Annotated in this window: 12 protein-coding genes; 6 read left to right on the top strand and 6 right to left on the bottom strand. The window is 57.5% G+C overall.

What is annotated here, in order from left to right; all coding sequences use genetic code 11:
* Positions 1 to 966, top strand: a complete 966-nt coding sequence (locus tag LPB19_RS10245; RefSeq protein ID WP_206642819.1) for a GNAT family N-acetyltransferase — start codon at positions 1 to 3, stop codon at positions 964 to 966.
* On the opposite strand, the gene LPB19_RS10240 is transcribed toward LPB19_RS10245, so the two are convergent.
* A complete protein-coding gene (locus tag LPB19_RS10240) occupies positions 955 to 1,962 on the bottom strand; it encodes a LysR family transcriptional regulator (protein WP_206642818.1) in 1,008 nt (335 codons plus the stop codon). The two genes, LPB19_RS10245 and LPB19_RS10240, sit on opposite strands and share 12 nt — an antisense overlap.
* A 241-nt stretch (positions 1,963 to 2,203) precedes the next feature.
* Here LPB19_RS10240 and LPB19_RS10235 point away from each other — a divergent pair, with 241 nt between their 5' ends.
* Positions 2,204 to 2,977, top strand: a complete 774-nt coding sequence (locus tag LPB19_RS10235) for a hypothetical protein (RefSeq protein WP_206642817.1) — start codon at positions 2,204 to 2,206, stop codon at positions 2,975 to 2,977.
* A 41-nt stretch (positions 2,978 to 3,018) separates the two neighbouring features.
* Complete coding sequence (locus LPB19_RS10230; RefSeq protein WP_228289086.1) at positions 3,019 to 5,364, top strand: ATP-binding protein; 2,346 nt, start codon at positions 3,019 to 3,021, stop codon at positions 5,362 to 5,364.
* On the opposite strand, the gene LPB19_RS10225 is transcribed toward LPB19_RS10230, so the two are convergent.
* Positions 5,318 to 5,782, bottom strand: a complete 465-nt coding sequence (locus LPB19_RS10225; RefSeq protein ID WP_206642816.1) for a MarR family winged helix-turn-helix transcriptional regulator — start codon at positions 5,780 to 5,782, stop codon at positions 5,318 to 5,320. The two genes, LPB19_RS10230 and LPB19_RS10225, sit on opposite strands and share 47 nt — an antisense overlap.
* A 2-nt stretch (positions 5,783 to 5,784) precedes the next feature.
* Positions 5,785 to 6,210, bottom strand: a complete 426-nt coding sequence (locus LPB19_RS10220) for a glutathione peroxidase (RefSeq protein WP_266097062.1) — start codon at positions 6,208 to 6,210, stop codon at positions 5,785 to 5,787.
* Positions 6,211 to 6,529: 319 nt separating this feature from the next.
* Between LPB19_RS10220 and LPB19_RS10215 the strand changes: the two genes are divergently transcribed.
* The 3 genes from LPB19_RS10215 (at position 6,530) to htpX (ending at position 9,176) form a co-directional block, all read left to right on the top strand.
* Positions 6,530 to 7,744, top strand: a complete 1,215-nt coding sequence (locus LPB19_RS10215) for a pyridoxal phosphate-dependent aminotransferase (RefSeq protein ID WP_206642814.1) — start codon at positions 6,530 to 6,532, stop codon at positions 7,742 to 7,744.
* 10 nt (positions 7,745 to 7,754) lie between these two features.
* Entirely contained in the window at positions 7,755 to 8,198 is a 444-nt protein-coding gene (locus LPB19_RS10210) for a hypothetical protein (RefSeq protein WP_206642813.1), read from the top strand.
* Positions 8,199 to 8,294: 96 nt separating this feature from the next.
* Positions 8,295 to 9,176 carry a protease HtpX gene (htpX, locus tag LPB19_RS10205; protein WP_206642812.1) on the top strand — a complete coding sequence of 294 codons (882 nt, stop codon included), beginning with the start codon at positions 8,295 to 8,297 and terminating at the stop codon, positions 9,174 to 9,176.
* A 49-nt stretch (positions 9,177 to 9,225) separates the two neighbouring features.
* Here the strand turns inward: htpX and pdxB are convergent, their stop codons facing one another.
* Genes pdxB through LPB19_RS10190 form a run of 3 tightly spaced genes read right to left on the bottom strand, consistent with a single transcriptional unit; the run spans position 9,226 to position 12,250 of the window.
* On the bottom strand, positions 9,226 to 10,380 hold the full coding sequence (gene pdxB / locus LPB19_RS10200) for a 4-phosphoerythronate dehydrogenase PdxB (protein WP_206642811.1): 1,155 nt from the start codon (positions 10,378 to 10,380) through the stop codon (positions 9,226 to 9,228).
* Between the two features lie 17 nt (positions 10,381 to 10,397).
* Positions 10,398 to 11,663, bottom strand: a complete 1,266-nt coding sequence (locus LPB19_RS10195) for a DEAD/DEAH box helicase (RefSeq protein WP_206642810.1) — start codon at positions 11,661 to 11,663, stop codon at positions 10,398 to 10,400.
* Positions 11,660 to 12,250 carry an elongation factor P hydroxylase gene (locus LPB19_RS10190; RefSeq protein WP_206642809.1) on the bottom strand — a complete coding sequence of 197 codons (591 nt, stop codon included), beginning with the start codon at positions 12,248 to 12,250 and terminating at the stop codon, positions 11,660 to 11,662. Before LPB19_RS10190 ends, LPB19_RS10195 begins: the two co-directional genes overlap by 4 nt.
* Positions 12,251 to 12,260: the final 10 nt, after the last annotated feature.

The following is a 12,260-nucleotide window of genomic DNA, read 5'->3' as shown; positions in this document are numbered from 1 at the left end:
ATGAAGGTCAAGTTCAGGAAGTACAGCTGGCAACTGGCTCCGGGACACATCCGGGACATCCGTGAGCAGGTATTTATCCAGGAGCAAGACGTCCCGCCGGAACTCGAGTGGGACGATACCGACGAGATCGCCGATCACTACCTGGCCGTCATGCCGGATAACACCCCTGTCGGCGTGGCCCGTCTGTTCGGAACCTTGGGTGAAACGGCTCACATTGGCAGGATGGCGATTCTTCCTGACTTCCGCGACCAGGGTATTGGCGAGGCCCTCTTGCGACACGTCATGACCGACGCTGCCAGCTCTCACGATCAGATCATGCTTTCCGCCCAGGAATACGCCATCCCTTTTTACCAGCGCTCGGGCTTCCATGTCTGCTCTGATCTTTACGATGATGCCGGCATTCCCCACGCGGATATGCGCTGCCTGTCGCCGGATATGGTCATCAAGGCACTGGCGGAGCGCAGAAACCCTCAGGTGCTTGGCAGGGACGACCAGAGCTGGCTGTTTTCCGATGAGCACGACATGATCAGCCTGATGGATTCCGTGGCCGGCCAGGCCCGGCAACGAATCTGGCTTTATGACCGTTTCCTCGAGCACGATCTGTACGATCGCTTCCGGTTTCGTGAGCTGGTGTCATCGTTGGCACGGCGTCACCGCCAGAGTGAGGTCCGGCTGCTGATTCACGATGACAAGCCGTTGGTGAAACGCCGCCACCGACTGGTGGAACTGATGCGACGGCTGCCCAGCAAAATCGAACTGCGACTGGCCAGCGAAGACTACCCGGCGGAGGAACAACCGTTTCTGCTCGCCGACCGGGAAGGCGTGGTGTACCGGCATGATTTTTACAACCCCCAGGGCTTTGCCAAGTTTGCGGACGGGGGGCGCGTCAAGCTGCTATCGGAACGCTTTCAGAGGATGTGGGATACCGGCCGCACTTCGCTGGAATTGAGGGAGCTACCGCTCTGAGTGATAGGTAGCCACGTCACTGGATTCAAATTGCGCACCAAAGGGCACAAACTCCGCATCCACCTCTTCGGCAACTTCAACGATCAGCTTGCGCAACCATTGATGATCCGTGTTGTGTTGCAGCAATGGGCTCCAGGCCATCTTGAGCTCAAAGGGCGGGATTTCAAATGGCGGCACCTTCATCACCAGATCCTTGTTATCCCGCTGCAACCAAGCCGCACGGGACGGCAGGGTCGCAATCAGATCGTGCTGTTCGGCAAGCAACATCGCTACCTGGTAATGCCGGGTAAACACCGAAATCTGCCGTTTACGCCCCATGCGGGCCAAGGCCTCATCCACCCAGCCTAACCTCTGAACGTCTTTCGGGTTCACCCCGACCCCAACCCCGAAACCGGTTTTACTGACCCAGATATGACTGGCGTCCAGATAGGTGTCTAGGGTGAATGGCTGTGTCGCCACCGGATTCCGCGCGCTCATCAGGCAAGCGAAATATTCGGTCCAGAGGATTTTCTGATGAAATGACTGGGGAATTTTGTCGAACCGGTTAATCGCCATGTCCAGCCGGCCCTGTTCGACATCCAGAAAACTCACGTCGCTCGGCGTCAGGACATCCAGCGTTACATGGGGGGCCTCCTGGCGAATCCGGCGCAGCACCCGCGGCATCAGGCAAGACTCAGCGTAATCACTGGCCATGATCCGGAACACCCGATGGCTGTTCTGGGCGGAAAAAGGCGTTTTCTCCTGCACCGCCTGCTCAATATCCGACAGAATACCACGCACCGCCGGCTGCAGTTCCCGGCCCCGCTCTGTGGCCGTCATCCCCTCGCTCGTGCGCACCAGCAAGGGATCGCCGAACAGGTCCCGCAACCGCCTCAGACCATTGCTCATCGCTGGCTGGGTTATGCCCAGATGATTCGCGGCCTTGGTGACGTTGCGCTCCCTCAAAAGCACATCCAGATAAACCAGCAGGTTCAGATCGACTCGGGAAAGATCCATTCACTACTCCGCTTCGAGGGCCGCCAATAACCGGCGCCTGGCCCAAACACTATTCACCCGACCAATATACACAAGACTCCCAATTCACAACATCAATAACCATGCGTGGAAATGACAATTCCAAACAGATTCAGGCCGGCATTTCTGATAGCCTTTGAGCCAGTTACTGAATACTATCGGTACCCTCAAGGCCATGATGGGCACCCGCTATTTTTCTGAGTCCGGAGTTTGTGACTGACCGATGAGCACAACAACCATCGTATTCATCCTTGCCGCAGTGGTTACCGCATCCATTGTTATTATTGTCATCGCTCAAATGCGCGAGCGCGCCCGAATCGAGCGGGCCAGAAAAATCACCGCCCACGAAAACGCCTACAACCGGGCGCATCGCCTGCTGGCCGAAATCCCGGGACAGTATCTCAACACGGATCTCAAGCTGATTCTGGTCAATCAGATGGAATACGCCTGCAGGCAGCTCGGTGGTCTGAAATCCGATCTGCCGGTGCAACGGTGGCTTGAGTCGACCCTGCGGCTAAAGCATCAGGTCCTTGAAAACGAGGACCATCGCAAACCGGTCAAGATCGACTCTCCGGAACGGGCGAGCCAGGTGAAAGAGCTTCTACAGAACCTGTTCAACCTCATTGAGAGCACACACAAGAGTGGCCAGATTGATTCCGCAACGGCGAAGAAAAACCTGAAGTACGTTTTGTTCCTGGTCCACAAAACCCATGCCGACCTGCACGTGTTTCAGGCCAGGGATTTCGTCAAACAAAACCAGATCCGCAAGGCGATCCACGCCTACCATCTGGCCAGCACCGAGCTGGGTAAATCCCGTGACAACCCCAGGGCCCTGCGCGCCATCAAGAGCTTCCGGACCCGCATCAAGGAGCTGGAGTCGCTGAACGCCGAGGGCAAAGAAACCGCCAACTCGGAACTGCAGGCCAAGCTGGATCGAGAGTGGGATAACTTCCTCCACGACAACGAGTGGAAGAAGCGAGCCGATTACGACAGCTGAAGCACCTTTGAGCTGTTGCCAACCAGGGGCTGAGTAGTGCGGTGATCAAGGGATTCAAGCAACATCTGTCACACCGTCTAACCCGGGACACGGTTCTGGTCGCCATGGCCCTTGGCCTGATACTGAACCTCATTCAGATCAATCTCGAGTACTTCAAGGCGCGGGACTCCATGGAGGAGGAAATCCACGCCCTGATCGACATCAGCATCAGCCCGGCTTCCCAGATCGCCTACAACATAGACATCACGCTGGCCAACGAACTGCTGGATGGCCTACTCAAGCACCCTGCGATCATCGATGCGCGCATCATCGACAACGAGGGCTTCACGATGGCGGCTTCAACCCGAAGCAGCCCCGACTCGCCCTACCGCTGGGCCAGCGATTTCCTGTTCGAGGACATCCGGGGGTTCAGCCAGGAACTGCTGACGCCTCAACACGATGATCTGGACCTCGGGCGACTCATTCTCACCATCGACACCTATCACTACGGCATCCAGTTTCTTGAGCGCGCCACTTATACGCTCATCAGCGGATTGCTGAAAAGTCTCGCGCTTTCTGCCGCCTTGCTGGCCATCTTCTTTTTAGTCCTCACACGACCGCTGCTCAACGTCATTGGCGTCCTGAGCAAGGTCGATACCGACTCGCCGGAGAGAACCCGACTGCCAGTGCCTAAAGGCCACGAAGAGGACGAAATTGGCACCCTGGTGGACATCATCAATCAGCACCTGGACGCGATCGACTCAAGCCTGGCCCAGTTGCGGACGGCGGAAATCGTCATGAAGGACTACTCGAACGAGCTTGAGCACGAGGTCCGGGACCGCACCCGGGAAATTTCCGAGAAAAACGAGGCCCTGCAACGTGGCAACCGCGCTCTCGTGAAGGCCAAGGAAGACGCCGTGCAACGGGCTCGGGCCCGGGCCAACTTTCTCGCCAACATGAGTCACGAGATCCGCACGCCACTGAACGGTCTGCTCGGCATGCTGGCACTTACCCTCAAAGGCGACCTCGAAGCCGGCCAGCGAGAGCGGTTGGATATTGCCTTAACCGCCGGCGAAAGCCTGCTGTCGCTGCTCAATGACATTCTCGATATATCCAAGGTGGAAGCGGGCAAACTCAACCTGGAGAACATACCGTTCAGCCCCCGCGGCCTCATCGAGGAAGCGGCGGCGCTGCACGCCCAACAAGCACATGAGAAGCAGATTGAGCTGGTGTGCAGTATCGATCCCAACCTGCCAGAACACCTGATCGGAGACCCAACACGGGTCCGTCAGGTACTCAATAATCTGCTCAACAATGCGGTCAAGTTTACCGACCAGGGCTCGGTTCAGATTCAGGCCAGCCACGCCAGGGGCAGCCTGACCCTGGACATTCGGGATACGGGAATTGGCATTTCGGAAGACAGTCTTGACCGGATCTTTTCAGCCTTTTCCCAGGCCGATGCAGAAACCACCCGCCTATACGGTGGCACCGGACTCGGGCTGACTTTGTGCCAGCAGTTGGTCGAACGTATGCACGGGCGCATTCAGGTTGAATCGCAGCAAGGGCAAGGCACCCACTTTCAGGTCAGCCTGCCGCTGGCCATTCATGGACCGCATACGCCACACGAGCTACCGGACAGCGCCGCCAGACTGCGCGAACTCGGCGTCACTCTGGCGATCCCCGAAGCTAACCCGCACCGCCGCCCGATCGAACGGCAACTGCAAGCCTGGGGTATTCCGGTGCAGGATGTTCGTCAGTCCAAACAAGGGGTGCTTATCGCCCTCATCGCCGAGGGCTATTCCGGCGGTATGACCATTGCCAAGCACTGGAAAGGTAAAGGGGTGGTATTGGCGGACCGACTCGGCACACATGCGTCGGTATTGGCTGATGCTGCCATCCTTAACCTGCCTCTGCGCCGCGATGAGCTTTTGCGCTGCCTATGCCACGCCACAGGCCTGCCCTGGCATGAGCCCGATGAACCCGGCAGCAGTGAAGCGGAATCACCGGCAGCCGCGCCGTCGCTCGACATCCTTCTGGTGGAAGATAACCGGGTCAATCAGCTGGTGGCCGCCAACATACTCAAGGGCCTCGGCCACCGCGTGGTGCCAGCCCAGAATGGACGGGAGGCGATCGATGCGCTCAACGCAAAACGGTATGACCTGGTGCTGATGGATTGCCAGATGCCGGTCATGGATGGCTATGAGGCCACCCGAAAAATCCGACAGAATCCAGAATGGAAAGACCTGCCCATTGTGGCGGTAACCGCCAATGTCATGGACGGCGACAAAGAGGCCTGCCTGGCCTGTGGCATGGACGACTACCTGACCAAGCCCTACAACCGCGCCCGGCTGCAGGAAATCGTCAATCGCTGGGCGCCAGCGTCTCCAGCGATTTCAGAACATCCCTGAGCTCCTGCCGCAGGGCCTTGAGCCGGTTTTCATCGACGCCAAGACCACACATTAGTCGCTCGGGCACGGACTTCGCCTGATTCCTGAGCGCCCGGCCATGGTCGGTCAACAACACCGTCACAACCCGCTCATCCTGCTCGCTTCGCCGCCGCTCAATGAGCCCGCGGTCTGCCAGCCGCTTGAGCAGGGGCGTGAGCGTGCCCGAATCCAACCGCAACCGATGCCCCAGATCAGACACCCGGATGACATCACCTGCGCCCTCACCTTCCCATAGCACCAGCATCACCAGATACTGGGGATAGGTCAGATTCAGCTCCACCAGCAATGGGCGATAGCGGGCCGTCATTGCGCGATTAGCCGCATACAACGCGAAGCAGATCTGATTGTCCAGCGCGAGGGGGTTATCGGATTCAGCCATGTTTACAGTAACTTCTCGATATCTTCTCGAATGTCTTCAGGCTTGGTAGTGGGCGGATAGCGACGAATGACCTCACCGTCACGGCCAACCAGGAACTTGGTGAAATTCCATTTTACTTTCTCTGTTCCCATCAGGCCCTTGGCTTCCTTTTTAAGGAACTGATACAGAGGGTGGGCGCCATCACCGTTCACCTCAATCTTGCTGAACATCGGGAAGTTCACGCCAAAATTCAGGCTGCAAAACTCGCTGATGGATTCGTTGTTACCCGGGTCTTGGTTCATGAACTGGTTGCAGGGAAAACCCAGAACCTCAAGGCCCCTCTCCTGCAAATCCGAATACAGAGCCTGGAGCCCCTCAAACTGGGGTGTGAAGCCACACTTGCTGGCGGTGTTGACGATGAGCAGCACCTTTCCGCGATAATCCGCCATGCTTTTCTCATTTCCCTGAATATCACTTACGGTGAAATCATAAATACTGGATCCGGACACGTAACTCTCCTTGCAGTTGGCCGAACATTAATTTACTCCAATTAAATTGTGCACGATTAGTAAACTAAAACAACCCTGGCGAGCTCCCCACGCTCCCAGAAGCCGGCGATCATCTAATCCAAACTTTGCGCCAGACCGCACGGAATACGCCACAATTCATCATAATCGCCCTGTTGTCGGGCGCCTGTGCTCCGCTAGAATAAGGGCCTCAAATCAATAACATTGATCACAGCACACGAACCAAGGAATTGAACCTCCCATGCAGAACTACCACAAGTCCGCCAAGCTGGATAACGTATGTTACGAAATACGCGGAGTGGTTCTGCGTGAGGCGCGCCGGCTCGAAGAAGAAGGCCACCGCGTGCTCAAACTCAACATTGGTAATCCAGCGGCGTTTGAGCTGGATGTGCCGGAAGAAATCCAGCAGGACGTGATTTACAACATGCACCAGGCCCAGGGCTACGTAGAGTCCAAGGGGCTGTTTTCCGCCCGTAAAGCGGTCATGCATTACTGCCAGCAGCGAGGCATCGACAAGGTCGACATCGATGACATTTTCCTGGGCAACGGTGTCAGTGAGCTGATTGTCATGTCGATGCAGGCCCTGCTGAACACCGGCGACGAGGTTCTGATCCCGGCCCCGGACTACCCCCTGTGGACCGCAGCCGTCACCCTCTCCAGCGGTAAACCAGTGCATTACCGCTGTGACGAACAGCAGGACTGGTTCCCCGACCTGGACGACATTCGCAAGAAGATCACGCCCCGAACCCGGGCCATCGTACTGATCAACCCCAACAACCCGACCGGTGCTGTCTATTCGCGGGAGCTGCTGGAACAGGTGATTGAGCTGGCCCGCCAGCACAACCTGATTATTCTCTCCGACGAGATCTACGACAAAATTCTCTACGATGGTACCCAGCACATCTCCACGGCCGCCCTGGCCGACGATGTGCTGTTCCTCACCTACAACGGGCTGTCCAAAAACTATCGTGCTGCCGGTTACCGCTCGGGCTGGATGATTGTCAGCGGAGCCAAGCACCGGGCCCGGGATTTTATCGAGGGCATCGAGATGCTTTCCAACATGCGCCTCTGCGCCAACGTACCGGCGCAGCTTGCCATCCAGACGGCGTTGGGCGGCTATCAGTCCATCAATGATCTGGTCGCTCCCGAAGGCCGGTTGTACCAGCAGCGCGAGACGGCCTGGCGCATGCTCAACGACATCCCCGGAGTCAGTTGCGTGAAACCGCAGGGCGCGCTTTACCTGTTCCCCAAACTGGATCCGAAGCATTTCCCGATCGCCAACGACGAGAAGCTGGTGCTGGACCTGTTGCTGCAGGAAAAAATACTGCTGGTGCAAGGCTCCGCCTTCAACATTGACGACAAGCAGCACCTGCGGGTCGTTTTCCTGCCCCGCGAAGATGCCCTTGAGGACGCAATGTTCCGGCTCGGTCGATTCCTCGGCAACTATCAGCAATAACGGAGACCCCATGGCCGATATTCACGTGGAGGAATTTTACAAAGACGTTGCCATCGCGCTGGTTCAGCTGTATGGCTCGTTTCCCCGCCGGGTCAACGTGTTTGTGGAAGACATTGCCGGGCCGGATGAGCCGGACGAATTCGGGCTGCACAGCAAGCGTCACATGGCGTGTTTCAGCGCCCTGTTGTGGCTTGAGGAGGAAGGTTTGCTGCGCTATGTCGATACCATTCGGCAGGAAGCCCTGGACCAGGCGGTCCTCACTCAAAAGGCTTTTGTGCGCCTGAGCAGCCCGGCACCTGAGGCCCGGCTAAGCAATGCGGACCGCCTGCCGGAGTCGGTTCAGAAAGATTTATCCACTCACGTTCACCGCATTCGCGCGGCCATCAAAAGCGGCCACTCCAGCCGCATCAGCCAGGCCGTGCAGTCGGCTTTTTTCGAAGACACCGCTGGCTGAAACACCGCTGCAAACATTGAACAAACACGCTGCGCCCTCATATAGCAATCTGGACTTCACCCCTTCAGTGTTCGTCTAACAGTACGGAGACACGACATGCGAATTCTGTTGTTCCTGGCCACTAACCTGGCGGTTATTCTCGTCGCAAGCTTTACGTTGCGACTTCTCGGTGTGGATAGTTACCTGTCCGAGTACGGCATACAGTATGGCCCGCTGCTGGCATTTGCGGCAGTGTTCGGTTTTGCTGGCGCCATCATTTCCCTGCTGATTTCAAAACCGATGGCGAAGTGGAGCACGCGCGCCAAGGTGATTGAATCACCCCGCACCCCGGCTGAGCGCTGGTTAGTGGAGACGGTTGCTGAACTCGCGAAGAATGCCGGTATCGGGATGCCGGAGGTCGCGGTTTTCCCCGCCAGCCAATCCAACGCTTTTGCCACCGGCTGGAACAAGAACGATGCACTGGTTGCCGTCAGTGAGGGGCTCCTCACCCGCTTCGACAAAGACGAAATCAGGGCCGTTCTGGGCCACGAAATTGGGCATGTGGCCAATGGAGACATGGTGACACTGGCGTTGATTCAGGGCGTGGTGAACACCTTCGTTATCTTCGCTGCACGGGTCATTGGCTCTTTCGTTGATCGCGCCGTGTTCAAAAACGAAAGTGGCCACGGCGTGGGCTTTTTCGTCGTCAGCATCGTCGCCGAAATCGTACTGGGGATTCTCGCCAGCACCATCGTGTTCTGGTTCTCTCGGCGGCGAGAGTTCCGGGCCGATATCGCCGGCGCCCAGCTGGCAGGCCGGTCGGCAATGATCAAGGCGCTGGCGCGGCTCAAACAGGAAAGCGAGGTTCCGGACCAAATGCCGGATACTCTTCAGGCCTTCGGCATCAATCGGGGTGCCAGGGGTGGTCTCAGCGCCCTGTTCATGACTCATCCACCGCTGGAGGATCGCATTCAGGCGCTTCAGCAGGCCAAGCTCTAAACAAAAAAGCCGGGGACTCTACCCCGGCTTTTTTGATTCCCACCTGGACTCAGATCTTAAGCTTGAACCCCACGGCCCGAAAGCTGTCCTGCAGGGATTTGCTGCTACCCTTGAGCTGAACGGTCACGCTCGAGCACTCCCGACGCACCGGATAATTTCTCCGCAAGCGGTCAAACCCCGCCGCCCGTTCCTCAGCGCTACCCGTCATGATGGTTCGCAATCGGCCATCGTCCGGACGGGGGTCGTAGCAGAGTCGCAACGCGACACGAATGGCGTCGGCCTCTTCAGCTGCGCTGGTGAAAGCAACTTTGCTCAAAGCTGGCTCCGGCAGAAACTGGCCCGATTTCTTGCGTACCGGCAGGCCCAGATATTTGCTCAAAGCCTGGTAGATCATCTCGGTGCCCTGAACCTTACCCTCGAGGCTGTAGCCGGCAATGTGCGGCGTAGCGATCCAGATCCGATCCACCAAACTTGGGTCAATGCGAGGCTCCCGCTCCCAGACATCCAGCGCCACCAGAGGTGGATTTGGCTCGTCCAGCCGTGCCCGTAGCGCTTCAGTGTCAATGACTTCGCCACGACCGGCGTTGACCAGCAACTGATCGCTAGTGAGACCGGCCAACTGTTCAGCCCCAACCATATGGTAGGTGGCATGTTGCTGATCACGAGTCAGGGGCGTGTGCAGTGTGACCACATCACATGCCAGTGCCTGCTCCAGCGACACAAATTCGGGTCCGTCTTCGCCCTCAAGGTCAGCGCGGGGCGGATCGCACAACCGGACCTCGAACCCCAGCCGCTCGAGCTTGTGAGCCAGTTCACCACCCACATTGCCAACGCCGACAATGCCGACGGTCAGTTCGGTCCAGTCCTCAAGCCCTCGCTTTTCCGCGTAAGCCGACAGCACCGACAGAACGTACTCGGCAACACTGTTGGCGTTGCAACCAGGGGCAGAGGCGAAGCGGATGCCCGCCTGTTCCAACCAGTCGACATCAATGTGATCGGTGCCGATGGTCGCCGTGCCAACGAACCTGACCCGGCTACCTTCCAGCAACTCCCGCCCTACCCGGGTCACAGAGCGAACCAGTAACACATCCGCATCCCGAACCTCGGCGGCGCTCAAACCTCGCCCGGACACTCGCCGTATTTCACCGAAATCTCCGAAGAACGAATCCACTAAGGGGATATTTTCATCTGCCACGATTAACATGCTGACACCTGTCCCGATCAATTCCTTCTGGGGCGTGGGCCGCCACGCCCACCATGGCCACGACGACCGCGCTTGCGGGCGATAGGCGGATTCCCCATCGGCTCCATCAGCGATTCATCCGGCACGGTCGTTTTCAGCTTCTGGCTGATGTAGGTTTCAATAGCCGGCAAAGCGAAGGAGTCTTCCTCACCGGCGAAGCTGACGGAAACACCGCTGGTTCCGGCACGCCCTGTCCGACCGATCCGGTGTACGTAATCCTCGGCGTTCTCCGGCAAGTTGTAGTTAAAGACGTGGGTCACGCCGTTAACGTGGATGCCACGGCCCGCCACGTCAGTGGCGACCAGAACCTGAATGGAGCCCTTCTTGAACTGATCCAGGGTTTTCAGGCGCTTGTTCTGGGCAATTTCACCGGACATCAGCGCCACCTTGACGCCCTGATTGCGGAGATCTTCTTCCAGGTCCCGACACTGATCCCGCCGGTTGGCGAACACAATGGCCTTATCCACTTCCGGACGCTTGAGGTAATTCACCAGCACCTGAACCTTGTCATCGTCACCAACCAGGAACACTGTCTGTTCCACACGCTCAGCGGTTTTCTGTTCCGGCTCGATCTCCACAAATTCGGCGTTCTTGGTCCACATGGAGGCAAGGTTCAAGACGTCCTGGTTGAAGGTTGCGCTGAACAGCAAGGTCTGGCGATCCTCCTTAAGCGGACACTTGCGGATGATGCGCTTTACATCAGGAATGAACCCCATATCCAGCATGCGATCCGCTTCGTCCAAAATCAGAATATCCAGCTGATCCAGGAATACATCCTGCGACCCGAGGAAATCAATCAGGCGCCCCGGTGTAGCGACCAGAATATCAACGACCTGATTCTGCAACTGATCCCGCTGCTTGTCGTAGTCCATGCCCCCTACCACGGTTACCACGTTGTGGCCGGTGTACTGGCACAGCTGCTCGGCATCCTTGGCAATCTGCATAGCCAGCTCCCGCGTGGGCGCCAACGCCAAAACCCGAGGCTCGGATGCGAACCGCTCCTTTTCCGGAATCGGGATTTCCAGAAGCGCCTGAACCGCGGTAATCAGAAAGGCCGCCGTTTTTCCGGTGCCGGTCTGGGCCTGGCCAATCAAATCTTCGCAGGCCAGGGTCCAGGGCAGGGTTTCCGCCTGGATGGGTGTGCAGTACTCGAAACCAATCGAGGTAATGGCGTCCAGAAGGCGCTTGTCCAGATTCAGGTCACGGAAACGCAGGTCGCCGGTGTGCTTTGGGTCAGATGTCATACAGTCTCAATTTTCCTCGAAAAATTCGATGCGCACGTCAGAGGCGCTATTCGGTCGGCGTCTTGTCGCCAATCCTTAATGATGCTCTCCCTCGTGCCGTAAAATGATTGTAATGCATTAAAAAATTCGTTCGCCCGCTCAGGCAGTCCCTGAAACAGGTAACGCTCGGCCTGCGCCCTGACCTTTTGCCGGAATCCGGCTTCATCGCTTGCCCCGTCTCCGGACAAGTTATCGACGCTGATGTGGAATCGCGCACCTGCGGCAAGGGCAAACAGCCACTCAATGGCCTGAGGCTTCACCTCGACCTGTTCAAACGCGTGCTGCTGCTCTGCGGTTCGGCCATCGGGACAATACCAGTAACCGTAGTCGTGAAGTGTGCGTCGATGCGCACCGGCAATACACCAGTGACTGATTTCATGCAGCGCACTGGAAAAATAGCCGTGCGCAAACACAATCCTTGCAAACGCCTCAGGGCTCTGGGCAGGAATGTATTCAGGTTCGTAACTGCCCTTGACGAGAATTGTCCGGTATCTTTCCCGGAACACGTCATTGAACAGCATGATAAGATCGTTTGGACTGAGATTCATAGTGGATCGC

The organism is Marinobacter salinisoli (genome assembly GCF_017301335.1).
GTDB lineage: Bacteria > Pseudomonadota > Gammaproteobacteria > Pseudomonadales > Oleiphilaceae > Marinobacter > Marinobacter salinisoli.
Note: the sequence above shows the minus strand (reverse complement) of the source record. Positions and strands in the feature narration are given on the sequence as shown.